This is a genomic window from Qipengyuania pacifica (genome assembly GCF_019711555.1).
GTDB classification, from domain to species: Bacteria; Pseudomonadota; Alphaproteobacteria; order Sphingomonadales; family Sphingomonadaceae; genus Qipengyuania; species Qipengyuania pacifica.
The window spans coordinates 129,931-155,492 of sequence record NZ_JAIGNQ010000003.1 but is presented as its reverse complement, the minus strand read 5'-3'; the positions used below and the strand labels follow the sequence as shown (position 1 = coordinate 155,492).

The following is a 25,562-nucleotide window of genomic DNA, read 5'->3' as shown; positions in this document are numbered from 1 at the left end:
GCGCTTCGCCGCGCTGACGCAGTCATTGCAAGCTCGACTTAAAACAGGGGCGCAATCATCGTCAGGAGATTGTCCGCAAGGCGGCGTGCCAGGGGGCGCCGGGTAACGTTATCGGAATCGATCTCGATAGCATCGTCCAACCAGAGATTCTGCCGATCGCTCAGTTGAGTTGCGAACTCCGGGGACTCGAACAATATGTTGTTTTCAAAATTAAGGTCCAGGCTGCGCCGGTCCATATTCGACGATCCGATCAAGGCCAGCGTATCGTCGATCACCATCGTCTTCGCGTGCAGCAGCCCGCCACGAAATTCGAAGATTTTGACACCAGCCTCTACCAGTAACGGATAATAGGCTCGGCCGATGGCGCCGACGATCCGGCTGTCGTTACGATGAGGAAATACGATACGAACCGCGACTCCGCGTCGGGCCGCGGCAACTATTGCAGCCAGTAGCGGAGGATCGGGTGCGAAATAGGGTGTGGTGATAGTCGCGCTGCTCTGTGCTGCGGCGAGCACGGCAGCAAACATCTCGCTCATGGTTCCGCGAGGTGAGAGCGGGCCCGTCCCAGTCGCGATTGCAGGAATGCCTGTCGGCGAAGGCCGAGGCGGCTGCGCAAACATTATCGCGCCAAGATCCTCTCCTGTTTCGACAGTCCACGCAGATGCGAAAATGATATCCGCCTGGCGCGCCACCGGCCCTTCGAAACGAACGAGGATATCGACCCAGGGCGCAAACTTCCGTTTGATGAGAAATGCCGGGTCGGCGCAGTTCTGGCTTCCGCAATAGGTTATGCTTCCATCTATCACGGCAACCTTGCGATGGTTGCGCAGGTCCGTGCGATGCCCGGCAAGGAAAGCCATTCCGAACGGCACTTCCAACGATTTGCAAAGTCGGGCGCCCGCCTGGCGCATCATCGTCCACAAATCGGAGTTAATAAGGGCGCGCGACCCTATTGCGTCCGTTGCAATCCGGCAGGTCACCCCCCGCCGGGCAGCGCGACAGACCGCCTCGACGACCTCCCTGCCATTGTTATCGTCGAGCCATATATAGAATGACAAGTGAACCGATTGCGCTGCGGCGTCGATGTCCTCCACGAGCATCGCGATGGCAGCGTCAGAGTCGGGCGCGAGGCGCGCAAGGTTGCCAGTGGAAGTGGGCCAGCGCGATGCCCCCTCGAAAGTGCGGAAGGCATTTGCATTCGGTTCCTCCCCGCCTGAATGGATCGCTGGCGAAGGTGCGAAAGGGAGCAGCTCTTCATATACAAGCCGACCGCGCTGCCTGAACCTCTTCGACGTCCACGGCTCTCCGAACAGAACATACAAGGTCAGCCCGACGAAGGGTAAAGCGATCAGCAGCAGCAGCCACGCTGCGCGCGCATAGGGGTCGCGCCCCGCAAGCAGGACTGCCCTGGCGATGACAGCGAGGTGGAGCGCCGCGATGATTACCCAGATGGCTACATTCAGTTTAGTCAATTAAGCGCCACCATGTCCCCCGCTCGCCGGTGATCCTTCGAACCGACGCTGGTTCGTGCTGAAACATCCCATCAGAATACGCATGCGGGCGAATTCGATACAAGCATGGTGGATACGGAAATCAGAGATTGTTTGCGCTCACACGCTGACGTTTGTGTCTGATCGTCCAGAATGTCCAAATTTAGGACAGGCGGAAAGAGTGCAGGTGAATCCACTGGTAATCAGTATGATTGTGTTTTACCAAAGAGAATAGGTTAACGAATCGATTAACCGGCCAGTCGCACCCACAATCAAAAGGCCTCTTCTCGCTTTAAGCGGGGGTCAGGTGGTGTGCGATTTCTGTGTAGAACCATAGATGAAGAATAAGAAAAGGGAAGCATAGTTTAAACAACTTGGGGGGTACGTATCATGCGTACAGTATCAACGAGTGTTTCACTTATCTGCTCAAACCCGATCATCAGTGAAGGACTAAAGTCCATCCTGTATGATGAAGAATTTTCGGTTGTAGGTTTACATAAAACCTGTTCCGCCATGATTTCAGCCAAGGATCACGCTGCAGTCCCTGTCGGAATGATAGTCTTCGACGCCGATGCATCCCGCAATATCGCCGAAGATGTTCATGCCGTGCGTCAGGCGTTTCCGGATTCGCGACTAGTCGTCTTGCACGAAGGTCTCGAAGTCGATTGCCTCGTGGACGTGTTCGAAGCCGGCGCGGACGGTTATATCCTCAAGGAAATCTCGTGCGAATCCCTCGTTAACTGCCTTCAATTGGCAGCGCGTGGTGAGAAAGTTGTTCCGGGAGAGCTGGTCAAACAACTGCCGCACTTCACCTTGGCAACAGCCGACCGGACAAAGGCCGAAGGCGACCTCTCGAACCTTCTTTCCGAACGCGAGATCGCTACTCTGCGATGCCTCGTTATGGGTTACCCCAACAAGGTGATCGCTCGCCGTCTCGATATCGGCGAAGCGACCGTGAAAGTTCATGTGAAGGCAATTCTGCGCAAGCTTAATGTGCAGAACCGTACGCAAGCCGCGATCTGCGCCGTCAATCATGGGGTGCAGGCTGCCATGCCCGAAATTAAGGTACGCGCTCCCGTCGCGGCGATAGAGGCGGCGAGCAAGCCTGCCGACACGTGTGACACCGGCGCGCCACGCCCGTTTATGCTGGCCGAGACGCGTCCCGTGGAGCATGCGGTAAAGGCCTGAACCTCACCGGACGTTTGCTCGTGAGAGGCCTGGTGGAGATGCAATCACCATTCGCCTGGCCGCCCTGGCGTCAAGGAAATCCGGAGATTTCGGCTTCACCGCCAAGCGTCAGTTGCTGGTCTTTGCCACCCGACTGAGGCCCTGGGCGCGTACGTCTAACGTGCCCTGCCTCTCGTACGCGAATAGCGAAGTGGAAATGCGATGAAGATCACAATGATCGGATCCGGGTATGTCGGCCTCGTTTCCGGCGCCTGCTTCGCCGATTTCGGGCACGACGTTGTCTGCGTCGATCTCGATGAAGCTAAGATCGAGGCGTTGCGAGGCGGTAAGGTTCCGATCTTCGAGCCCGGACTTGCCGATCTGATAGAGCGCAATGCGCGGGCCGGACGAATTTCGTTTACGACTGAGTTGGCCCCTGCCGTTGCTCGTGCAGAGGTCGTATTCATCGCTGTCGGCACTCCGTCGCGCCGCGGGGACGGTCATGCCGACCTGAGTTTCGTCCAAGCCGCCGCTGCTGATATTGCGCGCGCGATGGACGGTTTTACCGTTGTCGTCACAAAGTCGACCGTTCCGGTCGGTACCGGCGACGAGGTGGAGCGGATCATTGCCACAACCCGGCCGGATGGCGAATTTGCGGTTGTCTCGAACCCCGAATTCCTCCGCGAAGGCGCCGCGATCGAGGATTTCAAGCGGCCCGACCGCATCGTAATCGGTAGCGAAGACACGCGAGCGCTCGGTGTGATGCGCGAAGCCTATCGTCCGTTAAGCCTGAACAAATCGCCGATCCTCGAAATGAACCGTCGTTCGGCCGAACTCACCAAATATGCCGGCAATGCCTTTCTGGCGACCAAGATCACATTCATCAACGAAATCGCCGACCTTTGTGAAAAGACTGGCGCTGATGTGCAGCAGGTCGCTCGCGGCATGGGCCTCGACAAGCGGATCGGCAGCAAATTCCTCAATGCTGGCCCCGGTTATGGCGGTAGCTGCTTTCCCAAGGACACGCTCGCACTGCTCAAGACCGCTCAAGACTTCGAAGCCCCGCAAACCATCGTCGAAGCGGTCGTCCAGACGAATGAGAAGCGCAAACGCGCAATGGGTCGGAAAGTCATTCAAGCAATCGGCGGGGACGTACGCGGCAAAGTAGTGGTCGTGCTCGGCCTCACCTTCAAGCCGAATACCGATGATATGCGTGACAGCCCCGCAATTGCGATCGTGCAAACACTACAAGATGCGGGCGCCGTGGTTCATGCGTATGATCCGGAAGGTATGCCCAACGCCAGCCAGATGTTCGAAGATGTGGTGTACTTCGATGACCCCTATGCGGCCATGCAGGATGCCGAAGGGCTCGCGATCGTGACGGAATGGGATGAGTTCAGGGCGCTGAACCTCACCAAGGTTCAATCGCTGCTCAAAGGTCTGGTCTTGGTCGATCTCAGGAATATCTATGATCGCGGCGAGCTGGAAATGCTTGGAATCAAGTATGTCGCTATCGGTCGTTAGGAACCTGAACCTCGATGACGCGGGTTTCAAGGCGGTCTTCACGCGTAGGCGGTTTGCTATGAGACGTTCCGACAGCGTCACCGTGCATACCGGCAGGCGCTTTCCGCAAATAGGATCGCTGGGGCCTCGCCGATGCCGAAAGTAATGTTCGTCATCTCTGGCCTCGGCGCTGGCGGCGCGGAGCGCGTTATTTCGCAGATCGCCTCGCATTGGAATGGCCGTGGCTTCGCCGTAGAGATTGCCAGCTTCGACACGCCTCTCGATCCGGTTTTTCATCACTTCGACCCCGGCATCGGACTTCATCGTATCGGCGCAGGAGATACGGTAACAAAGAGACGCAAGCTGACAAAACTCGGCGACCTGCGCCGCCTCAGGCTGTTGTTACGCCACAGGCGACCGGACGTGGTCGTTTCTTTCCTTACCAAGAATAACCTGCTCGCTCTCTGCGCAACCATGGGCCTTTCGATCCCAGTCGTCTGTAGCGAGCGGAACAATCCAGAGCGGCAGGAAAAGAACCCGATCTGGAACCGCCTGCTCGCAATTGCTTACCGGCGGGCAAAATTGCTCGTCTGCCAAACGGCTGCGGTCAAGAGGTGCTTTCCCAAGGCCGTTGCGGATCGGGTGCGCATCATTCCGAACCCCGTCAGCGCCTGGCCAATGCGGCGAATTCCGGCGAAGCCACCGCGTATCGTCGCGGTTGGCCGACTGACCGAGCAGAAAGGCTTCGATCTGCTTCTCGATGCATATGCGAGGGCCGAAACGAAGGATTGGCAACTCTGCATCTTCGGCGAAGGTCCTCAGCGAAGTTCTCTTGAAGATAAAATTGCCCAGCTCGGGCTTGGGGGAAAAGCAAGGCTGGTGGGAAACAGTGTCGTGCCTGGCGGCTGGACCCGTAAAGCGGACTTATTTGTTCTTTCATCGCGTTACGAAGGCTTCCCCAATGTGCTGGGCGAAGCAATGGCAGCCGAATTGCCAGTCATCGCCACCCGATGCGACTTCGGACCCGCCGAGATGATCGATCATGGTCACTCGGGTCTGCTCGTGGTGCCCGAAGATGCCGATGCAATGAGCGCTGCCATTCAAGAGTGTATTGACGACAGCGCGCTGCGGGACCGGCTCGGACATGAGGCGAGCCGGGCGGTCCGTGCCTTCTCACCACAGCGCGTGATGCGAATGTGGGACGAAGTCCTGAGTGAAGTTCTATCGGCAGCACCGGTGCTGCATCACAATATCACCGAAGCGAAAGAGCCGACCGCGTGACCGGGTTGCCCATCAAGATGCTGCTCACCTCGGCCGGTAGGCGCGCGGGACTTGTCGAAAGCTTCCGCCGTTCTGCAGAACGTATGGGAGTGAAGCTTGAGCTTCACGCCTGTGATCTGCATCCCGAACTGAGCGCTGCTTGTGCTCTTGCCGATCAGCACTTCACAGCACCTCCCTGTACCCATTCGGAGTATATTCCGGCCCTGCTGGACTACGCGCGTCAGAACGACATCGTCCTTGTCGTGCCCACCATCGACACCGAATTGCAGCCGCTCGCGACACGGCGAGCCGACTTTGCTGCTCTTGGTATCTATGTCCATGTGTCGTCTTTGGATGTGATCGACATCGTGCGAGACAAGAAGCGCACAATGGACGTTCTCGCGCACGCCGACGTTCCCGTCCCCCGCACCGCTACGCTCGAAGATTTTCGACAATGCCCGGACGGCTGGAAATGGCCACTGTTCGTCAAGCCCCTGGCGGGCAGTGCGAGCCGCGGCGTCGCGCTGATCTGCAGTCCTGCGGATTTGAAGCACGAATATGACGAGCCCATGCTCGTTCAAGAAGCGCTCCAAGGCGATGAATATACGATCAACATCTTCGTCGACGAGGGCGGTGTGATGCGCGCTGCAATCCCGCACCTTCGAATATCGGTCCGCGCAGGGGAAGTCGAAAAGGGACGTACCGTTCGCCGCGCTGACTTCGATGCGATTGCTCGCAATCTCGCCGCCTCCCTTCCTGGGGCACGTGGCGTTCTGTGTTTCCAGCTATTCGACGACCCTAAACTCGGTCCGCGCGTCTTCGAGATCAACGCCCGGTTCGGCGGCGGCTATCCGCTTGCTGATCACGCGGGCGGCCATTTTGCCGAGAATGTCCTGCGTACTGCCATCGGCATGCCGCTGGTTGCCTGCCACGACTGGCAAGACGGCCTCACCATGTTGCGATACGACAGTGCTGTCTTCCTGTGAATCGCCACCTGCCCATGTGCTGGTCTTCGATCTAGACGACACGCTGTATCTCGAGCGCGACTTCGCTTGCAGTGGATTTACGGCAGTAGAGACGCACTTAACCGACAAATATGGCAATAGGGTTAGCCACGGGACCTGTTGGCGGCTTTTTGTCGAAGGCGCGCGAGACAAAATCTTCGACCTCGCGCTGGAAAGCTTCGGCATTGAAGCCACCCCTTCACTTCTTGACGAACTGGTTCAGGTTTACCGCAGCCACCCCCCTCAAATACGGCTCTGCCCGGATGCCTACAGGTTCCTCGCAAGCGATCGGAGACGGCGTGCTATCATCACCGACGGGCCAGCAGACATGCAGCGATCCAAGATCGCGGCGCTCGGGATCGAGGAGAGTTTCGATTGCATCATACCGACCGGCGAACTGGCGAAAGGTATGGGAAAGCCGCATCCGATGGCGTTCGAGCAAATAATGCAATGGTCTGGTGAACTTGGAGAAATGCACATCTACATCGCCGACAACCCAGCAAAGGACTTCATTGCGCCGCGCGCGCTCGGCTGGCGCACAGTGCAGATAGATCGGGTTGGAAGAATACACTCTCCCGACGCCACATCATCCGAACACGGTGCGGAACTTCGAATAAACACGTTCGACGACCTGTCGAAGGCGATTGAATTAGCCCACTAAGTCGGAGTTTCCCGAACTGGAGAAGCCGTAAGCCGCTCGCCAGCGATCATTACTAGGATTGTTCGAAAGAGTATCCTCGCGTCGAGCAAGGCACTGCGGTTTTTAACGTACCAGAGATCAAGCTCGATCTTCTCGTCGAGCGAGAGCAAGGTGTTACCGTTTACTTGCGCCCAACCGGTAATTCCCGGTCGAACCTCGCCACGCGCCTGTCCGGCTTCGCCCTTCATTTTGATCGTCCCGGGCAGGAGCGGTCGCGGTCCGACGAAATTCATGTCGCCGCACACCACATTGAGAAGCCCCGGCAGCTCATCAAGACGGGATCGCCGCAGAAACCGTCCGACAGGCGTAGTCCGCTCGCTGTCGGACAGAAGCTCCCCTCCACTATCTCTTTGTTCGTTCATTGAGCGGAGCTTCAGGAGTGTGAACGGCTTACCCCCTGCGCCGGCGCGGGTCTGCCGGAAAATAACCGGACGCCCCATCGTCAGAGCCACCAGCACCCCGAGACACAAGAGCAGCGGCAACAGCAGGACAAGCAGTGCCAGAGCCGTGATACGCGAGATCATGATCGCACAGCGACCATATCAAGCCATTTCATTTTCCAAGACCCGCTTTTTGCGGAAAATCCGCATGATCCGGTCTTTGATCGAAGGCGGCGCGTAGAGGGTGTCCGAATAGTAATCCGACGCATCGACGTAAAACTGGATAGCATCGCCATATTGCCGGCGCGCGTGTTCCTTGTAATCGACATGATCGAAGACGACGCCATCGGCGCGCCCGGAAAGGGTTTCCAGGGTTGCGTTCATCTGCTCGATCGTCGTCCGTCCCCAGCGCGAAACGACCAGGGTGTGATCGGTAAAGTCGCACATTGCCCGGGCATCCCGCACAGCAAGAGCGGCAGGAGCATTGATGATCAGGAGGTCGAAGTGGTTCTTCAGCTCGGCCAGAAGGTGCCGCAAGCTCTGTGCGTTCAGAAGGGCGGCCGGGTTATCCACCGGCTGCTTGGCGCTAAGCAATACGATCCGCCCCTCATCCTCTGGCCCTTCACTCTGACCCACGGACTGATCGATACCGTCTGGTGCCTTGAGTAGCGCCGAGTGATCATCCAGCAGGCTTTGGAGGCTCGCATGGCCCGAAAGGACGTCGACAATATCGGGTGTATCGAGATTGCTCTGGACGTTCTTCAGCAGCCCCATGGCGCGAAGGTCGAGATCGACCAGCACCACGCTTTGCCCCATGACCTTCGCTGCAGCGGCCAAGGTTAGGGAGACGGTCGATTTGCCGTCGTTTGGAAGCGGGCTCGTGATGAGCACGGATTGAGAACCGCTCTTCGTGCGCAATGCCCGCATCTCCGAATAGGTAGCCCGCGCAGCTTCCGCAAAGAGCGATTGCGGGCTCTGGATAACCGGGCTTTCGCCGATTTGGTCGGATAGCCCTGAATCGATGCGCGGTAACATGCCGAGGGTCGGCAGCCCGAAGTGGCGCGCGACCTGGGCCGAAGTCCTCACGCGGCCGTCGGCCAGTTCCAGTCCGAGCGCCATCATCACCGCCAATGCACCCGACCCCAGCATTGCGAGCAGCGTAAGCTTCAGTGGTTCTGGCGATATGCGGTCAAAGTTCGCCACGGCCGGTGAAACGACGGTTGTGTTCACTCCTTCGAGTTGCATCTGCGCGCGAACCTGCTCGATGCGTTCGACTATCGCGGAAAATGCCGCGTTCGCAAGCGCATCGTTGCGCTCAAGTTCGGACAGACGGACCGAATTTTCGTTGTTTTGAAAAGCCTGCGATTGAACCGCAGCAAGCGTGCCCTGCAATCGACCGGCCCGCGCCGCATCCTGCGCGGCCTGACTGCGAGCAACCTCGCGCATTTGTGCCGCATCGGCATTGGCAACCGCCTGCGCAGCTGCCTGGGCCTGGGCTCGCTGCTGCGCCAGCGCGGACTCGACCGACGACAGTTCGGAAGTCACGCGCACGACGTCAGGATGGTTGGATCCGAAGGTCGCGCCCAGCCGAGCACGTTCGGCGACCAGCGTCGCCTGTTGACGCTGAAGTTGCTCCACCGCGGCCGATGTCGCCTGTGCCGTACTGCGCAGGCCGGCTGCATTCGCGATGACGGCGCTTCGGGAAGAAGAGCCTGCGCTGTTGGCGCTTGCCGATGCCGCCTCTGCGGCAATTTGGTTCATATACGACAGATTCTCGTTCGTCCCCAAACCGAACGGCATACGCGCATCCCGGCGGAACTCAGCAAGTTCGGTCTTGGCATTTCGGGCTGCCTCTTCACGATCCGCCCGCTCGGCAAGCAGCGATTGCAGCAACTCTTCCCTCTGCTCGGTTCCACGGCGCGTTCGCACCTTTGCGACAGATTCCGGATATTGATTGGCAATCCGTGCGGAAAGCTCGGGAGATTTTGTCGTAACGGTGACTTCGATAAGATCGGAACTCGGCTCGCTCGTGACGGTCAAGGCGCTCAGAAGCGTATTTATGGCCTGATGCATTTGCGCCGCTTTTTCTTCCGGAAATTCTCCGACCTCCGCACGGAAATCCGGATCGCTGAGAAGATCTAAATCTTCCACTACCGATTCAGCCGACGATCGGGAACGATAAAGGCGAACCGCATTGACCACGCGCACTTCGTTGCGATTGCTGATGTCGGCCTGATTGATCCCGACTTCGTCGAGCAGCTGCACCTGTACCTGCGCGGAGGAGCTGTAAAGATTCGGTGACAAGAGCTGATACACCAAAACCGAAATTGTGACCGCGGCGACCGTCACTACAATCAGTTTCTTGTGACGCTCCAAAAGGCGGACGAAATCGCGCAGGGACAGGGCGTGATGGGTCGCGGCCTCCGGCCGGTAGGTCCATGGGAGCCTTCGTTCCGCAGGCGGATGGTTTTCGAACTCGCTGACTTCTACTAGATTTGCCATGATCAACAGCCTGTTACGCCTCTTGCAGAGGCGGCTTTCCGAGGAAATTCGACGGTCAACATTGTGCTGGAAGGCGACCGGTTGTCATCTGACCATCGGTATTGAAGCAGAGTTATTCAGGTTAGCCCATTTTGATATGTAGACCGCAAAGCATCATCGGGGCTTTGCGCGCACGAAATAACGCCAAGACCTTAGTTCGATCTTACAAACGAACTCTCACGCCCAGCCCCGCTTGAAACCGATTGTACTCATCGAGCGGATCGTCACTGCTGCGGGTCCCGTAGCTTGCCCTTCCAAACACCGACAGCCGACGGTTAACGAGATATTCCAGGCCGCCGCTAACGCGAACGCGGTCCTGCCTGACATTTGAGCCAACGAACTTCGTTCGTTCCCAGCCAACCTCGGCTGATCCAAGAAGGTTATGGCGAATCTCCTGATCGACCGACAAACCGATTCTCGTCTCGTTGCGCGTCGAACCGCCTGCTCGAAATGATGCGACGTCGCCGCTGAATAGATTGAGATTAAGTGCCGTTCGCTCTCGCGGCCGATAGGTCAAAAGGCCCTGCATCGAAAAGCCGGTCCGGTGGGGGCGTAAGTCATCGTCGGCTTTAAGGCGAAAAATGCCTGCACTGACACCGCCGCTGATCAGGCCACCATCAGCAAATCGGATCCCAACCATACCGCCAATGGTCGACACGTCACGGTCGACGTTCGTAACAGCCTCGGGCAGGCGGAAATTCAGCCGGTTATAATAGCCGGTGCCGGTGAAGTAGAACGGCCCGCCAGGGCGATACCCCACCGTCAGTCTGGCAGAGTAGCTTGAGTAATCGCGATCATCGTCGATGGGATCGAGTGCGTTGACGTTTCGCGCGTCTCCCACCGCCTCGATCAGAAAGCGCGAGCCTTGCCGCGTGTATCCTGCACTACCGCCTGCAATGCGATAAATACGCGGGCCGATACCCTGAACCCTTCTTGCTTCGGGATCGCCGCGATCTTCGATTGCGCGGTCGATCGATCCGGTCAGGAAAAGTGCTTCACCTTCTCTCGGGCTAAACCGGGTTGTCAGTGTCGCATTATATGCCTCGGCATTCTCGCTGGTGAAATCGGCATAGCGACGAGCGTCCAACTTCCCCGAAAGAGACGTGGTGAAGGAGCCAGCAGCATGTTCGATTTCAGCGTAAGGCCGAATTCGCGCGATAAAGTCACTCCGAGCGGCGGCCGGTTCCGCAAACACGTTGCTATTATATTCACCTTCAGCCTCGGCACCGGCCTTAAGGGTAAAAGGGCCGACGCGGATTTGCGACTGGCGATATTCGGGATCCTTCGCAAGGATCGCCGGGGCCGTCGAACCGATCTCCTGGGCGCTGACAGGGCTAGCGATGCCCGAGACTGCGCACGCTGCCGTCAGGGTAACCCAGAACCTGCTATTTCGCATCAGAACCACCGTTCATAGACCCTGATACGATCGCCAGGCTGAATTAAAGTGTCTTCACTGGCTTTGGAGCGAACCTCCTGACCATTGACAGTGCGGACGACTTCGACCTGGCCCTCTTGCGCGCGATAGGTGTAGCCACCGGCCGCCGAAATTGCCGAGAGTACGGTCATACCCTGCCGATAATTGATTTCGCCGGGCGAGTTCACCTCGCCAATCACGTAGAAGGGACGCAGCGCCCCCGGTTGCACCGAGATGATCGGGTTCTTCAGGAGTTCTCGCGCCCGAAACCCCTCGGCGATGCGGTTTTCGACCTCGCGCACGCTGAGCCCAGCAACTTTCACCTCTTGCAGCAGTGGAAGAGAAATCGTGCCGCCACTGTCGATGATGTAGGACCGGTCGGCTTGCGCAACATCCTGGATCGTCACTAGGAGTTCGTCGCCAGGCTGGAGTTTATACTCGGATGCCGAAGCGTCGGATACCGGGGGCAGGCTCCCCAAAGGGGACGAACACGCACCGAGCAGCGCAAATGCTGCCAAGCAGGTCATTGTCAGTGCGAGTTCTTTCGATCGTTGCATCATGTCACGGCTCCCCGATCATTACGGTGTTCGATGATAAATTCGGACGAATTGAAGAGTATCGCCGGTCGGACCTGGCGCTGCTGCCTGATCGCCTCAGGAGCAGATTGGCCTCGCTCCTCTGATTTCGCAGCGGGGGTCCGAAGAGTGTCACCTGCCTCATAGGGAAATCCGCAAAACCGCATCCGCGATGCTCTTCATGTCGTTCTGATCAAGTGTGTGATCCACCTGAAGTGCAAGCGTACGCTCTCCAAGCGCGTGGGCGGAAGCCAGTTCGCCATCGCGGGAACATCCAAATGGCTTCAGGGCCAGTTCCTGGCTCATGTCAGGGCAGGATCCCGAACCACAAGGAATCCCGCTTGCCATAAGATCCGCAATGATTTGGCCCCGCCGTGCGGCTGGATCGGACACTTCCGGCCGGATCATCAAATAATATTTGTACCAGGCATGTGTCACGCCGGCGGGCGGTTCGGGGACTTCGACCAATGGGTGGTTCGCCAGTGCATTTGACAGATAGCCTGCGTTGGCGCTGCGAACTGCCAACCAATCGGGGAGCTTGCGTAATTGCACACGGCCGATCGCAGCCTGCATTTCTGTCATCCGGGCATTGGTCCCCAAACTGTCGTGGACATAACGGAATTGACCGGGGGCCCCTTGCCCGTCGGATAGTTTGTGCGGATTCTTGCCATGATCCTTCAATGACCAGGCGCGCTCGTGCGCAGTGTGATCGCGCATCACCAGAAGTCCGCCCTCCCCTCCGGTCGACATGATTTTGTCGGTGCAGAAGGAGAAGGACGCCGCATCGCCGAATGTGCCTACCTTGCGTCCGTCGATTGCTGCCCCATGCGCCTGGGCACAGTCCTCAATCAGGAACAGCTTGTGCCGGTCGCAGAGATCGGCAAGCGCTGGCATATCGCATGGCCACCCTGCCAGATGCACGCAGATCACCGCCTTTGTCCGCGAGGTGATCATTCGTTCAACCGAGCGTGGATCGATATTCTGAGACGGTGATAGGACGTCAGCGAATACCGGCATCGCCCCGACCGCCGCAACGCAACTCGCTGTCGCAAAGAAACTGCGTGCCGGCACGATCACCTCGTCACCGGCACCAATTCCGAGTGCACGCAGAGCGATTTCCAAGGTAACCGTGCCGTTCGCCATGCAAATTGCGTGCGGAACACCGAGAAATTCTGCAAATTCAGCAGCGAAGGCATCGCACTCGCCCCCGTGAACGAGCGCGTTGACCTTTCCCGAGGTAAGAACCTTCAGCGCCGCTTCGCGTTCGTCTGCTTCAAACCGCGGCCAGGCCGACTGGACACCGATTTGCGGTCGAGCGCTCATGGACACGGCTTCAGCGGTCATTCGCTGTCTCCGTTAAGCTCGCGCTCTCGAACTTGGTCACCAGTTCTGCCGCAGATGAATAGTCCAGAAGATCCTTGTGATTGCCCTTGGCGGGATAGCGCGCAAGACCATGGACCAGCCGCACGATCCCCTCATCTTCCCCGCCTACCGCAAGCTCGGCAATGCGATTGATGGCCATGGTAATGAACGGCAGGGGGATCGGGCGAGAGCGGGCCTCGAAGATACCTTCGATGCCGGATTCGATTTGCTCCTCGCAGATGTCGAACAGCTCTTCATAAAGCTTCTCGCCGGGTCGCAATCCAACGAACTCAATGGGAACGTCCTCGTCCGGCTCGAGACCGTAGAGCGTGATCATGCGTCGAGCGAGATCGACGATCCGGACTGGATTGCCCATATCGAGCACGAAGATCGATCCTCGCTGTGTCTCGGTTTCGAGGGCACTCGAGCTACTCTGCAGAATCAATTGCACCGCTTCGCGGACGGTCATGAAAAATCGCTCGATGTCCGGGTGAGTGACCGTCAGGGGCCTCCCCTCGCGTAATTGTCGCTCGAACAGCGGCACGATAGAGCCACTGGATCCGAGCACATTGCCGAAGCGGACCGTCATGAAGCGGGGTGCCTTGGTGTCGTCGACACCACACATGTCGAGAGCCTGACAGTAAAGTTCGCCGACACGCTTCGTTGCGCCCATCAAACCGATTGGGTTGACGGCCTTGTCGGTCGAAACCTGAACCATCGCCCGTGCACCGTATTCACAGACCGCGTTGGACACGATGCGGGTACCGATGATGTTGGTCATCGCGCCGGCGCAGGGGTTCACTTCCACGATCGGCACATGCTTGAGCGCGGCAGCGTGATATACGATGGAAGGTCGGTAGGTTGCAAAAACCCGGTTGATTGCGGGCGCATCGCAGATCGAGGCGATCTCGGACACTATATTGAGATCGGGGTAGAGCTCTCGCAGGCTCATCTCGATTTGATAGAGATTGTATTCGCTTGAATCGACCAGAACCAATGTCCCTGGCCTGATCTGAGCGATCTGCCGACACAGCTCTGACCCTATGGTGCCCCCTGCCCCAGTGACGAGAATGCTTCGACCCGCGATCTGGCGCAGCACCGTCTGGCTATCCAGTTTGTATTCGCTCCTGCCGAGCAGTTCCTCAATCGGGAGGCGCTGACCATTGGGGTCTGACGAGTGCTGCAACAGCTGCGCCCAGGGATCCCGTATGCGGCAGACTTCTACGCCACGCTCCCGGCAAGCGTGTATGATGCGGGTGACATCGCGATTGCTGAGGAAGGTCCCGTCATCGCAGACGATGACATGGTCGGGCAGCTTTTCTTCGAACTCAAGCCGTCGCAGCACGCTGGCAATGTCATGCTGGCTGCCCAGGATCGGAACTCCACATCCACGAACAAGCGAATCTTCCTGGCGCGGCAGCAGGACACCTTGGATTTCAACAGACGAACCATGATCGGTTTTTGCCAGATCGATCGATACGCGTGCCCACTGCCAAGACCCGACGAGGATTGCTTTCTTCCGGACTGCAGCTTTTGGGCCCACGCGGCTTGCCGACTTTCGCCGCTCTGAAAATTGGCGCTCGCCTCGCCGCAGCATCCGCACACTAAGCAGCCCGAGTATCGCAAAAGCCCAATGGACCACTGCAACCTCTATCAGCGAGGAAGCCTCTGCTCGAGCTTGCGGAAAAACCGATGTGATGAGCCACGCCAGGGATGTCCCGCCAAGTATTACCGCGACGAGAAAGCCTGATTGCGTGAAATTCACATATCGCCAGCTACGTTTGTACAGGCCCGCAAGCGCGAAGACCGCTGTTGCGACGAATGCGAAGCTCAGGGCGAAAGAGGCGTTGTTTGAAAATGGAGGAAACGGACGAACGTGCGCCACGTGAAGCGCCGCGTTGAGCGTTGTTGCAACGATCGCAAAATCGATGCCGATCACCGCTATGTCACGCAGCACGCGGCGCAGTTTCACCTTTCCGCCGAACAGGGCGCTGACGCCCTTCCCGGCTGCCAGCTCACCGTCGCTTTGCATGATCCTCTCGGGCTTGTTCATCGACTTCGGCTCGCTTCTTTGCCCAGATGTTGCGGCCCTGTGGCGGACAGCACATCATGATGGCGTGCCCCACGATACCTGCCCCGACCGAAGGTGGGGCATGAGCAAGCAGGCAATAGCCGGAGTAGTCGCATGCCGATCAGAAACGCCCGACCAGATAGCTGAGCGACAATTTGGCTAACCGGCACTGTCCATAGCGCAACGGTCTTTTCCAAATGCGCCAACGGTACATATCGAAAGGGTAATCGCCGTTTGTCCGGTTGTCGGTCCTTGCAATCGACCGCATACCGCGATCGTGTTTTGTCGAAACAAATACCGTCTGTCGGTCGATCGGCACCAAGGTGGATATTGCAGTAAAGTTTGGCTGCGATCCACTGCAGCCGCGTTCCGATGAAGATTATCGTTCTCTCGAGCCTCGCGTACTCGCTCGTGAATTTTCGCGGCGACCTGCTCAAAGCCATGATCGACAATGGCCACACGGTTATAGCCTGCGCCCCGGATCGCGACCTCGTCACTCAGAACAAATTGACCGATATGGGAGTCGAGTTCGTGGTGACCCCGATGCAGCGTACAGGAACCAATCCCGTGTCAGACCTTGTCTTGGCATTAGACTACTTTCGCCTGATACGACGCGAACAGCCTGACATCGTCTTGGCCTACACCCAGAAGCCGATAATCTACGGCGGCCTTGCCACTCGCCTCTCCAACCTTGTTGGTTCGCGTGCGAAATTCTTCGCCCTGATGTCCGGGCTGGGCCAGGTTTTCACCGAAGGTGCCGGCTACGCCAGTTGGCTGCGGATTGCTGTGATACGGCTATATCGCGCAGCGATCGCGAAATCTCAGGCTACCTTCGTCTTTAATGCCGACGATCGGAAGGATATGATCGCGCTTGGAATTTTAAGCCATCATCAGAAGGTGATCCAGGTTCCCGGATCCGGCGTTTCGCTGGCGCGGTTTCCACCCTGCGCTCCTGTCGTCCTGCCGACACGTTTTCTGATGATCGGACGGCTGATGCGGAACAAGGGTATCGTCGAATTTCTCGAAGCTTCGCGGCTTGTTCGCAAGAATTTTCCACATTGCGAATTTCAGATTGTAGGCCGCTGCGAAGATGAAAATCCGTCGGGCATATCGCGCGCCGAAAGCGAGAGACTGGCGGCAGAGTACGAGGTCGATTTCGTACCGGGCACGGACGATGTGCGACCATATCTCGCAGCATGTTCGGTATTCGTATTGCCATCTTATTATCGCGAAGGCCTGCCCCGCACTATCTTGGAAGCCCTCGCCAGCGCGCGTGCGGTGATAACCACCGATTTGCCCGGATGTCGCGATGCGGTCGTTGACGGCATCAACGGCTATCTTGTCCGCCCGCGGGACGAAAACGACCTGGCGATGGCCATGATGCGTTTCGCTGCGGAGCCCGAATGCGCGAATTTGATGGGCAAGGCATCCCTTGCGTTGGCGCGGGACGTTTACGACGTGGACAAGGTCAATTTGCAACTTCTCGGTGAAATGGGCCTGATAAACAGCAGCGGTGTACATCCGCAGGAGAGGCGCCCCAGTACCAGCAAGATTCCTCCCCATCAGATAGCTGCGAGCAGTGGGGCCTGATGAGCGATGTTGAAGGCGGCTCTTGTGGGATGCGTTGGCAGTACTGCGTTGGCGGCCGAAATGATCGCTCGCTCGGCAGACTGGTCACTCGAGTTGATTGTCACTCTCGAACTCGAGGCGGCTGGCAGACATTCGGATTTCGTTGATCTCAACGACATCGCCAGTACGGCAGGCGCAAGAATTTTCCGAACGATCAATTCGAACGGTGTCGATTGCCTCGATGCAATTGCGCAATCCGGCGCGGACTTCATCTTTGTAATTGGTTGGTCGCAAATTTGCCGTGAGGAATTCATGAACCTCAAGCCCGGCAAGATAATCGGATATCACCCCTCTCCTCTGCCACGTCTGCGCGGCCGCGCTGCACTGCCGTGGACGATCCTCCTGAACGAACCGATTACCGCGGGCTCTCTCATGTGGCTCGGTGACGATGTCGATAATGGCGATCTGATTGACCAGCAGTTTTTCCATGTGGCGCCGAATGAGACTGCGGAAACGCTCTATGCCCGGCACCAGGCAGCGCTCGCGGTAATGCTCGAAAGGTCGTTGAAACTCCTTGCCGCAGGCAATGCGCCTCGCTTGCAGCAGGACGAGCGATACGCGACCTATGCAGCCAAACGGATACCGGCCGATGGCTTGATAGACTGGCGCGCTGCTGCAGCTGACATCGATAGATTGGTACGCGCCGTCGGGAAGCCCTATCCTGGTGCATTTACATATGATCGGGGGGAGCGACTGACCGTGTGGCGCAGCACGTTTTTACCTGATGCTGGCCGTTATCACGCAACCGAGGGCCAGATCGTCGATCAAACTGAAGAGCACTTTACGGTCATGACAGGCGACGGACTGCTCCGGGTTGAGGACTGGGAATCGGGGGCGAACAAAAGGCCGAGGCTGCATTCAATCCTGGGAAGTCTGTGACGATGACGCTTTCCGAGCGATTTGGGCGGGTGCTGGTAATCGCCCCCCATCCCGATGACGAGATACTGGGGTGTGGAGGTACCCTCGCGCGGCTGGCAGATGAAGGTGGCGACGTGACTATCGCAGTGGCCACAACGGGCCGGTCACCGGCTTTTCCCGCACAGCAAGTTCAGCAAGTACATGCGGAGATGCGGCGCGCGCACGCCATTCTGGGGGTGACCGATACGCGGCTGCTCGATCTTCCGGCTGCCGAGATGGACACTCTCTCGGCGCGGGACTGCAACGCCCCGTTTGCCGATCTGGTCGAAATCCTACAGCCCGATACCCTGTTGTTGCCATTCGTCGGAGACATTCACCTGGACCATCAACTGACATTCTTGGCGGCGATGGTGGCCGCGCGGCCGCGGCATGCGAAGGCGCCCAGTCAGATACTGTGTTACGAAACGGTGAGTGAAACGAACTGGTACGCCGCGCCCATTACACCGGCGTTCGTTCCGAACGTTTTTATCGACATCTCGGCAACGCTCGAACGAAAGCTGGATGCCTTTGCTGCGTTCGAAAGCCAGTGCCGCGCTTTTCCCGATGAGCGCAGCCCGGAGACATTGCGTGCCCTGGCAAAGGTGCGCGGCTCTGCCGTCTATTTGCCGGCAGCAGAGGCTTTCATGCATGTGCGGTCAATCCTTCGCGCGTGACGCAACGATCAGAGAATGTGTCACATCCCGGCGCTTTCCCTGCACATCCCGTCCAATTCATCCGCATGACCGCAGCCTCTGATAGATACCCGCCGCGAGAACGCGTGTATGGATACATGCCAAGAGGGCCGCAGACTCGAAGTCCATTTCAGGTGACGAGACGATGGCCCGCATGTCCAAAATTTACTCGCTCAGCAGAACCAGAAGCATCATTGCCGGGAAGGTCGTGAGCCCGGTAGCTTTAATGCTGCTGACTGCTTGTGGCTCCGGCGACAGCGCTCCGCCGACCCCGACACCGACTGCGTCACCAACGCCAACACCGACGCCGAGCCCAACACCCACGCCCACTCCGGGAACTGGTGCCGGTTCCGCTTTCGCAAACCCGGACGACGGGGCCATTCCCGAGGCAAGCCGCCACCCCCTCGCCTTTCCGACCGCGATTGGATTTGGAGCGCAGGCAAGTGCCCGTGGGTCCAATGCGGTCGTTTACCGTATCAATAGCCTCGCCGACACAGCGGACCCCGACGATGGCCTTATCACATTGCGCGAATGCGCACTCGCTCTGGCGGTGTCCTCCCCATATGCAATTCCCGCAGGGCGCCCGCGTTACTGCGTGTTCGATGTAAGCGGGCAGATCGTGGTGAATTCGGAAATGCGGATCACCGTGGACGGCATTTACATCGCCGGTCAGACATCGCCGAACGGTATCGAGGTCGTTCGCGGCAAGGGACTGGTCGACGCGCCACTATTCTATACGCGGAGCCAGGCCAACGCGATCGTTCGTCATATCAGGTTCCGCTATGGCAATCACACCGATGCACCGAGCAGCAATGGAGATTCCGTCCGCATCGGCAGCAGCAACCGGCAGATACTCGACCATGTGACCGCCATGTTCGGCACGGATGAAAGTCTGGATGCGGTTTGCACCGATTGCACGGTGCAGTTTTCCATGGTCGGCCCGAACCTTTGCCGCGACGCTGGCCATGACCCAGGCAATTATCACTGCAAGACCTTCTTCATGAAGCCCGTCAACCGAGCCACGATCGCTTACAACCTTTCGCAGCACGGCGACGAGCGCGGCGCCAATATCGCGGCGGGTACGACGCCTGAAGCCACAGGCAACACCGGGCAGGTCGATTACATTGGCAACACGGTCTACAATTTCATCAGCGAGCCCGGCCTGATTTCAAACCAGTTCGGGAGCGTCTACCTCAACTGGATCAACAACACCCACATGGAGGGTGTCCTTTCACAGGACCGCCCGGAGTCGTTCTTTCCAGCCATCTTCAATCGCGCGACGATCGCATCGTTCGGCTTCTCGATCTATCGATCGGGTAACGAGGCACGACGCGGCTTCGGCGCCTATCCCGGCACGACGATCAATTCGAGCATGTTTGTCGATGCCATGACCTACGCGCCCGGCATCAGCCAGAATTACCTTCGCCCCTGGATGCTGACCGATGCCCGAACGTCGCAGCGTACGGTGTTGGATCAGGCGGGAGCGATACTCTGCCGAGGGGGCGGTTGCCGGGACAATGTCGATGCGCTGTACATCGAAGATCTTCAGACGTGCGATCGTGCACCCTACCTTTTCCAGGGCGGCTTCACGAGCGGAGACCCTGCAGATTACGGCGGCTTCGCTCTCATCACGGCCGGATACGATCCACTGCCGGACGGGGACAATGACGGCATGCCCGATGAATGGGAAGCCCGTTACACAAACACAGATGCGAACCGTCCAGATGCAAACGAGGATGCGGACGGCGACGGCTATCCCAACATCGAGGAATATCTGAACATGCTGGCAAAGGACGACGTCCGTTACGAAAACCTGTTCAACAGTTCCCGGCAATTGCCAGCACCGAACTGCGGTCGGTGACTGGGCGGAAAGCCATGCCCGTCGTCGGCACAAGTCGCGATCCACATTGGCAAGCCACGGCAAATCAGGTGGAGGGTATACCTAAGAGAATTTGAGTTTCCGGCCGCCAGCGCCGACTGTCCCGCTTTCAGATGCTGCGCCCTTTCGATGCCGATCGGCCCTGTCACGCCGTGTTTCGTGACCCTGCCTTTTCCCAGTCGGCCAATGCGCAACCGGTGAGGAGCGAGCTTAGCGATATGGCTACCCGGCGAAGAACGACCATCTGCCTCGCATTTGCCGGTGATCGGTTGGGAGGCAGTCATATTTCCCTCAGAGGTCTCCTCGATGCGCTCTCAGAGCACCTCTATCGTATCATCGTCATCGTCGAAGTTCCCGATGGTCGGATTGCGCAATATTTCAGCCATTTCGAGCAGGTCATCGATCCCTGCGCCCTGGAGGAGCCATTCACGGTCGGCAGCAGATTCGGCCTTGGAAGTACGCTCCGCACCGTACCTCGCATCGCGGGCCGCGCTCGCCTGCTGAAAGAATTGCAGGCCGATATAGTCCACACGAACGATGGTCGAAGTCATGCGAGCTGGGCGCTGGCAGCAAAGTTGGCGGGAGCGAAAGTCCTGTGGCACCACCGGGGCGACCCGGATGCCCGCGGAACGGGTTTCGTCGCCCCTGTTCTTGCCGACCAGATCGTCGCGGTTTCGGAATATTCGCTTCCTCCGCGGCGCTGGGGCAAGTTGAAGACGGCCCGCGTGATCCACAGCCCGTTTGACGTCAATCTGAACATCGACCGCGCGGCCATGCGCAAGCGTCTGGTCGCCGAACTGGGCTGCCCGGATGATACGATCATCTGCTGCTACTGCGGCCAATATATCGTTCGCAAGCGCCCCATAAAGTTCATCGACGCCATAGAGGAGCTGGCAAAGATTGCCGATCGGCCGGTCATGGGGGTCATGTTCGGCGAGCCGGAGGACGCAGAACTTTTCGCGGAGATGCAGGATCGGCTGGCGTCGAGCCACGCTGGGTCATTGGTCAGACTGATGGGCTATCGAGAACCGGGGCATGACTGGATTGCGGCTTGCGACGCGCTGCTTGTGACAGCGTTGAACGAACCTCTTGGACGCACCCTGGTAGAAGCCATGCTCGTCGGCACACCCGTTGTGGCCACGCAATCGGGGGGCAATGCGGAAGCCCTGACCCCTGATTGCGGCATTATCGTTCGACCTGACGATCCCCATGCGATGGCAACGGCCGTCCTGGATTTGCTTGGCTCGTCGGAGCGCTGCACCGACCTCGTTCGCCGTGCCCAAGCAATGGCGAAGAAGCGGTTCTCGCGAGAAAGGCACGTCGAGCAGATGACGCTGATCTACCGAGAACTGGCTAAAGAAGCGCAACCTGCCGTGAACATAACAGACAGGAGTAGCCTCTCGTCTCAATAGCGGGCGCGCTTCGCGCACTACCCCGCTTTAGAGCGCATTCTTATCATGCTTGCTTCAATCGAAGATCTCGACGGTGCACTCCGATGTCCCCTGACTGGAAAAGCCCTTAAATTCGAAAACGGGCGTGTGAGCATGCGGACCGCGGCCGACGCAAGCGAGCCTTGCGACTTTCCAGTAGCCCGTGAAAAACCCGTGCTTATCGATTTTGCGAATTCGGTAATCCGCCGCGAAGATCTTGAAACAACGAATGCAGAAAGCGCGATCGCGCGGCCACGATATTCCTTCTCCACGAAACTGATCAAATCCCTGCTGTCGCCCGAAAAGAAATCGACGCGCAGAAATGTCTGTCGCCTGATTTCCGAACTCAAGCGCCGGTCCGATTGTCCCAGGGTTCTCGTGATCGGTGGCGGAAGCGAGGGACAGGGAATGAAGGCGCTATATGCCGATCCCGATGTGAAAATTTTCGCCTTCGACATATACTCGACGCCGCAGGTGCAGTTCGTCGCCGATGCGCACGATATTCCGATCGTCGATGGCTATTTCGATGGGGTCGTGGTGCAGGCTGTGCTCGAACACGTCTTGGAGCCGCAGCGAGTGGCCGACGAAATCCGGCGCGTACTGAAGCCCGGAGGGCTGGTTTATGCCGAGACCCCCTTCATGCAGCAGGTCCACGAAGGGGCTTACGACTTCACGAGATTTACCGAGAGCGGCCACCGCTATCTGTTCCGCCGATTTGCCCTGATCGATTCAGGATCTTCCGGTGGGCCGGGAAGACAGTTGATGTGGGCAGTCGATTATTTCGTGCGCAGCGTCTTTCGGTCACGCTCTGCCGGCAAGATCGCCAAGCTGGCGTTTTTCTGGGCAGTCTATTTCGACGCGATCATCCCTGCCGACTATGCCATCGACGGTGCCAGCGGAGTTTATTTCCTGGGCACGAAATCGGACCAGGCTGTCGGTCCGGATGCGATCATCGCGCATTATGGTGGTGCGCAATAGCGGCCTCACCCGAGTGATCATCGTACAGCGCCATATCCAGGCACGATGCATGCAGTTCCTCATAGACAGCGCCGATCTTTTCGAGCGCGTAATCTCTCACCACGCGCTCTCGTCCTGCCCGACCCATGGCCGCACGTTCCGCAGCGGGGCGCGCGGCAAACGCCAGTATGGCCTGGGCCAGCGCTGCCGAGTCATTGGGCGGCACGACGATGCCCTGCGCCCCCACGATCCGCGCGCTGTCCCCGACATCGGTGGCAACCACCGGCACGCCGCAGGCGAGTGCCTCGCCGATGACATTCGGAAATGCCTCGCCCCAAGCAGATGGAACGACGAGAAGATCCATCCCCGGTAGCCAATCGGCCACGTCGAGACGCGCGCCGCAGACGGTTATCCGATCGGACGGAATATTGGCCTCGATCGCCTGTTGGAGATCGCGAGGCGGATTGGCCAGTCCGTGCCCGACCATGACGAGATGCACTTCGCATCCCGCGTTCCGCACCCGGCCGATCGCGCGTACCAGACGCGCATGATCTTTCATCGGATGCAGCCTTGCAACACATGCGACCCTCAAAACGTCTGGAGCGAACCCGAATGTAGCCCGGGCCGCATCGCGCGCAGACGGGTTTGGCGCGAAGCGGGCCGTATCGAAGCCGTTGGCAATCACAACGGATCGACCGGAGGAATAGCCGACAGCCTGATGCTGAGAGCGGGACACATGTGCGTTGTACACGATCGCTTCGGGCCCTGCCGAGATGGTTGCGCCCAGCCTTAGAATGGCCCTCGTCTTGAAGGATTCCTTCGCGAGATCCGGAATGGAATGCCTGACGTTCCAGACCAGAGGCACTCTACGCCCGAGCCCGAAACGCGCATAACTCGCGACGAGATTTCCGTGATACATCCAGCCATGGATCAGGTCGGGGCGAATTCGATCGACCAGTCGCCGCACGTGGAGCATTGCCTTTGGCCCCACCATGCCGCGCCGCATTTCGAGCGAATGCACCGAGACACCCCGCGCAGTAATACGTTCGGCAATCGGCCCGGGCGGGAGGAGGGAGAGGACTTCGGGCTGGTCCGCCCCGCCCTGTTCTATCAGCTTGGCAAGCATGTTCTCCGCCCCGCCGACATTGAGCCCGGTGATGACGTGCAGAACTTTCATGATTGCCAATTTCGCATTCGGACGAGCATCAGGACGTGCTCGATGACCGGACGCCGCCCGTCAGCTGTTGATGGCGTTCCTCGAGCCATTCCTCGATATTCGCCAGGCCATTCCCGTTCGCATCTTTCCAGGCATCGGGCAGGTCCGGATTTGAACCGTGAGCGTCTTCCCAGTCATCCGGCATACCATCCCTGTCCGTATCGGCAGGCGCGCGAGACGCCGCGATTGCCGGTATCGTCCCCGGCGAATGGACGATCGATCCCTCGCGCCGCTCCACCTCGCCGACGACCTGCCGGTCGAGCGCGTCGCGCGGAAATGCGCCGGCCATAGCCAGAACGCGGGCATAGGCGGCTTGCGGTGCAGCTGGAGCAACGGTCAATGGACAGTCCGGCCGGTCCAACGTGATCTCCGCCAGATCGTGATCCTTCAGCAGGAATTTCCCGATAAAGTCGTTGTCGGCAACGAACACGCGCGCCGGCCCGGTGCTGGCGATCCTCTGTCGCACGACGCCGATCGCATTGGATTTCGTATCGGGGCCGGCGATGAAGGTGTTTCCGACAATCGCCACGGGCGTGCCGCCATAGGATTCCCAGACCTCGGCGAATTCAGACTGGGCGTTGTAAAATACGTTGTTGACGACCTCGACGCAGGAGAGCGGCGGGAAGTTGATGTCGGGATTGCGATCACCATTATGGGCGCACAAATTGCCCAGGAAGCTGAAATGCTGCGGCCTTTCCGGATCGGAAGCGAGCAAGGCGCATTTGTCGTGCTTGGGAATGCCCCAGGAAAACAGCGAATTGCTTATGGTAATGAAGTTGTTGTTACCAAATCCGTTCACCAGTTCATCACGCGCCCATGATGCGCTGACATGGTCGATGATCACGTGGGAGCTGTTCTCGATGGTTATCCCATCCTCGCTCCCGCGTTCATCGCCGATCCGGTCGTTGCGAATGCGAAGATGGCGCACGATCACATCATTCGTATTCTTGATGACAAGGGGCGTGCGCCCAACGCTGCCGCCGCCGTGCGCCAGGGTAATGCCCTCGCCCGGCGCGCTCTCGCCAGCGATGGTTATGAAGGGATGGCGGATGCGAGGGGGGGCGCCGGTGAAACGGATCAGGCCCGATACGCGAAAGACGCAGACCCTCGGCCCCAGAGTTTCGATGCAATCGCGCAGGCTGCCCGGCCCGGAATCGGCCAGTGTGGTCACCCGAATGATCCGCCCGCCGCGGCCGCCCTTGCTCCGGGCGCCATAGCCTTCGGCGCCCGGGAAGGCGGGGACGTCGGGCTTTTGCCAGACCTCCTGTTCCGCGTCCGGCTGAGTGCCGCTTTCGGCAGAATCCGCGCAGGAGGCCAGGCTCGCCGCGAAGGCCAGCCCCGACAGTTTCGCACAGAGTGTCCATACCGGTCGCATGATGATTACTGAGCCTGAGA

20 protein-coding genes are annotated in these 25,562 nt (G+C 58.7%); 11 read left to right on the top strand and 9 right to left on the bottom strand.

The window, feature by feature from the left end:
* Positions 1-38 precede the first annotated feature (38 nt).
* Positions 39-1,472: a cardiolipin synthase gene (gene cls / locus K3177_RS10460; RefSeq protein WP_221598226.1), complete on the bottom strand. Its 1,434-nt coding sequence runs from the start codon at positions 1,470-1,472 to the stop codon at positions 39-41.
* A gap of 570 nt (positions 1,473-2,042) precedes the next feature.
* Here cls and K3177_RS10455 point away from each other — a divergent pair.
* The 5 genes from K3177_RS10455 to K3177_RS10435 all read left to right on the top strand — a co-directional run bounded on the left by K3177_RS10455 (position 2,043) and on the right by K3177_RS10435 (position 7,085).
* Positions 2,043-2,678, top strand: coding sequence for a LuxR C-terminal-related transcriptional regulator (locus K3177_RS10455; protein WP_221598225.1), 636 nt, complete (start codon positions 2,043-2,045; stop codon positions 2,676-2,678).
* A 201-nt stretch (positions 2,679-2,879) separates the two neighbouring features.
* The gene (locus K3177_RS10450; protein ID WP_221598224.1) at positions 2,880-4,181 is read left to right on the top strand and encodes a UDP-glucose dehydrogenase family protein; all 1,302 of its coding nucleotides are present in this window, start codon (positions 2,880-2,882) and stop codon (positions 4,179-4,181) included.
* Positions 4,182-4,313: 132 nt separating this feature from the next.
* Positions 4,314-5,441, top strand: a complete 1,128-nt coding sequence (locus K3177_RS10445; RefSeq protein WP_221598223.1) for a glycosyltransferase family 4 protein — start codon at positions 4,314-4,316, stop codon at positions 5,439-5,441.
* Positions 5,438-6,406 carry an ATP-grasp domain-containing protein gene (locus K3177_RS10440; protein WP_221598222.1) on the top strand — a complete coding sequence of 323 codons (969 nt, stop codon included), beginning with the start codon at positions 5,438-5,440 and terminating at the stop codon, positions 6,404-6,406. The genes K3177_RS10445 and K3177_RS10440 overlap by 4 nt, the downstream gene beginning before the upstream one ends.
* A 16-nt stretch (positions 6,407-6,422) precedes the next feature.
* Positions 6,423-7,085 (top strand): HAD family hydrolase, encoded by a 663-nt coding sequence (locus K3177_RS10435; RefSeq protein ID WP_221598221.1) that lies wholly within the window; start codon positions 6,423-6,425, stop codon positions 7,083-7,085.
* Here the strand turns inward: K3177_RS10435 and K3177_RS10430 are convergent.
* The 6 genes from K3177_RS10430 to K3177_RS10405 form a co-directional block, all read right to left on the bottom strand.
* On the bottom strand, positions 7,082-7,648 hold the full coding sequence (locus K3177_RS10430) for a sugar transferase (protein ID WP_221598220.1): 567 nt from the start codon (positions 7,646-7,648) through the stop codon (positions 7,082-7,084). The two genes, K3177_RS10435 and K3177_RS10430, sit on opposite strands and share 4 nt — an antisense overlap.
* 18 nt (positions 7,649-7,666) lie before the next feature.
* On the bottom strand, positions 7,667-10,006 hold the full coding sequence (locus K3177_RS10425) for a GumC family protein (RefSeq protein WP_221598219.1): 2,340 nt from the start codon (positions 10,004-10,006) through the stop codon (positions 7,667-7,669).
* Between the two features lie 202 nt (positions 10,007-10,208).
* A complete protein-coding gene (locus tag K3177_RS10420; protein ID WP_221598218.1) occupies positions 10,209-11,441 on the bottom strand; it encodes an outer membrane beta-barrel protein in 1,233 nt (410 codons plus the stop codon).
* Positions 11,441-11,986 (bottom strand): polysaccharide biosynthesis/export family protein, encoded by a 546-nt coding sequence (locus K3177_RS10415; RefSeq protein WP_247714454.1) that lies wholly within the window; start codon positions 11,984-11,986, stop codon positions 11,441-11,443. Before K3177_RS10415 ends, K3177_RS10420 begins: the two co-directional genes overlap by 1 nt.
* Positions 11,987-12,175: 189 nt before the next feature.
* Positions 12,176-13,378 (bottom strand): DegT/DnrJ/EryC1/StrS family aminotransferase, encoded by a 1,203-nt coding sequence (locus K3177_RS10410; protein WP_221598216.1) that lies wholly within the window; start codon positions 13,376-13,378, stop codon positions 12,176-12,178.
* The gene (locus K3177_RS10405) at positions 13,368-15,449 is read right to left on the bottom strand and encodes a polysaccharide biosynthesis protein (protein WP_247714421.1); all 2,082 of its coding nucleotides are present in this window, start codon (positions 15,447-15,449) and stop codon (positions 13,368-13,370) included. Before K3177_RS10405 ends, K3177_RS10410 begins: the two co-directional genes overlap by 11 nt.
* Positions 15,450-15,839: 390 nt before the next feature.
* Between K3177_RS10405 and K3177_RS10400 the strand changes: the two genes are divergently transcribed.
* The 6 genes from K3177_RS10400 (at position 15,840) to K3177_RS10375 (ending at position 22,972) form a co-directional block, all read left to right on the top strand.
* On the top strand, positions 15,840-17,057 hold the full coding sequence (locus K3177_RS10400) for a glycosyltransferase family 4 protein (protein ID WP_221598215.1): 1,218 nt from the start codon (positions 15,840-15,842) through the stop codon (positions 17,055-17,057).
* 60 nt (positions 17,058-17,117) lie between these two features.
* A complete protein-coding gene (locus K3177_RS10395; RefSeq protein WP_247714420.1) occupies positions 17,118-17,975 on the top strand; it encodes a methionyl-tRNA formyltransferase in 858 nt (285 codons plus the stop codon).
* A gap of 2 nt (positions 17,976-17,977) precedes the next feature.
* Complete coding sequence (locus K3177_RS10390; RefSeq protein ID WP_221598213.1) at positions 17,978-18,667, top strand: PIG-L deacetylase family protein; 690 nt, start codon at positions 17,978-17,980, stop codon at positions 18,665-18,667.
* Positions 18,668-18,839: 172 nt separating this feature from the next.
* Entirely contained in the window at positions 18,840-20,546 is a 1,707-nt protein-coding gene (locus tag K3177_RS10385) for a hypothetical protein (RefSeq protein WP_221598212.1), read from the top strand.
* Between the two features lie 131 nt (positions 20,547-20,677).
* Positions 20,678-21,976 carry a glycosyltransferase family 4 protein gene (locus tag K3177_RS10380; protein WP_221598211.1) on the top strand — a complete coding sequence of 433 codons (1,299 nt, stop codon included), beginning with the start codon at positions 20,678-20,680 and terminating at the stop codon, positions 21,974-21,976.
* A 132-nt stretch (positions 21,977-22,108) separates the two neighbouring features.
* The gene (locus tag K3177_RS10375; RefSeq protein WP_221598210.1) at positions 22,109-22,972 is read left to right on the top strand and encodes a class I SAM-dependent methyltransferase; all 864 of its coding nucleotides are present in this window, start codon (positions 22,109-22,111) and stop codon (positions 22,970-22,972) included.
* Here the strand turns inward: K3177_RS10375 and K3177_RS10370 are convergent.
* Positions 22,944-24,128 (bottom strand): glycosyltransferase, encoded by a 1,185-nt coding sequence (locus K3177_RS10370; protein WP_221598209.1) that lies wholly within the window; start codon positions 24,126-24,128, stop codon positions 22,944-22,946. The two genes, K3177_RS10375 and K3177_RS10370, sit on opposite strands and share 29 nt — an antisense overlap.
* Before the next feature lie 28 nt (positions 24,129-24,156).
* Positions 24,157-25,542, bottom strand: coding sequence for a pectate lyase family protein (locus tag K3177_RS10365; protein ID WP_221598208.1), 1,386 nt, complete (start codon positions 25,540-25,542; stop codon positions 24,157-24,159).
* Positions 25,543-25,562 lie beyond the last annotated feature (20 nt).

Excerpts from the sequence above, each read along its gene's own strand:
- K3177_RS10365 (WP_221598208.1), bottom strand. The coding sequence starts at position 25,542 with ATGCGACCGGTATGGACACTCTGTGCGAAACTGTCGGGGCTGGCCTTC.
- K3177_RS10450 (WP_221598224.1), top strand. The coding sequence starts at position 2,880 with ATGAAGATCACAATGATCGGATCCGGGTATGTCGGCCTCGTTTCCGGC.
- K3177_RS10445 (WP_221598223.1), top strand. The coding sequence starts at position 4,314 with ATGCCGAAAGTAATGTTCGTCATCTCTGGCCTCGGCGCTGGCGGCGCG.
- K3177_RS10400 (WP_221598215.1), top strand. The coding sequence starts at position 15,840 with ATGAAGATTATCGTTCTCTCGAGCCTCGCGTACTCGCTCGTGAATTTT.
- K3177_RS10415 (WP_247714454.1), bottom strand. The coding sequence starts at position 11,986 with ATGACCTGCTTGGCAGCATTTGCGCTGCTCGGTGCGTGTTCGTCCCCT.
- K3177_RS10410 (WP_221598216.1), bottom strand. The coding sequence starts at position 13,378 with ATGACCGCTGAAGCCGTGTCCATGAGCGCTCGACCGCAAATCGGTGTC.
- K3177_RS10370 (WP_221598209.1), bottom strand. The coding sequence starts at position 24,128 with ATGAAAGTTCTGCACGTCATCACCGGGCTCAATGTCGGCGGGGCGGAG.
- K3177_RS10425 (WP_221598219.1), bottom strand. The coding sequence starts at position 10,006 with ATGGCAAATCTAGTAGAAGTCAGCGAGTTCGAAAACCATCCGCCTGCG.
- K3177_RS10405 (WP_247714421.1), bottom strand. The coding sequence starts at position 15,449 with ATGAACAAGCCCGAGAGGATCATGCAAAGCGACGGTGAGCTGGCAGCC.
- K3177_RS10385 (WP_221598212.1), top strand. The coding sequence starts at position 18,840 with ATGTCCAAAATTTACTCGCTCAGCAGAACCAGAAGCATCATTGCCGGG.
- K3177_RS10390 (WP_221598213.1), top strand. The coding sequence starts at position 17,978 with ATGACGCTTTCCGAGCGATTTGGGCGGGTGCTGGTAATCGCCCCCCAT.
- K3177_RS10455 (WP_221598225.1), top strand. The coding sequence starts at position 2,043 with ATGATAGTCTTCGACGCCGATGCATCCCGCAATATCGCCGAAGATGTT.
- K3177_RS10430 (WP_221598220.1), bottom strand. The coding sequence starts at position 7,648 with ATGATCTCGCGTATCACGGCTCTGGCACTGCTTGTCCTGCTGTTGCCG.
- K3177_RS10395 (WP_247714420.1), top strand. The coding sequence starts at position 17,118 with ATGATCGCTCGCTCGGCAGACTGGTCACTCGAGTTGATTGTCACTCTC.
- K3177_RS10420 (WP_221598218.1), bottom strand. The coding sequence starts at position 11,441 with ATGCGAAATAGCAGGTTCTGGGTTACCCTGACGGCAGCGTGCGCAGTC.
- K3177_RS10375 (WP_221598210.1), top strand. The coding sequence starts at position 22,109 with ATGCGGACCGCGGCCGACGCAAGCGAGCCTTGCGACTTTCCAGTAGCC.
- K3177_RS10380 (WP_221598211.1), top strand. The coding sequence starts at position 20,678 with ATGCTGCGCCCTTTCGATGCCGATCGGCCCTGTCACGCCGTGTTTCGT.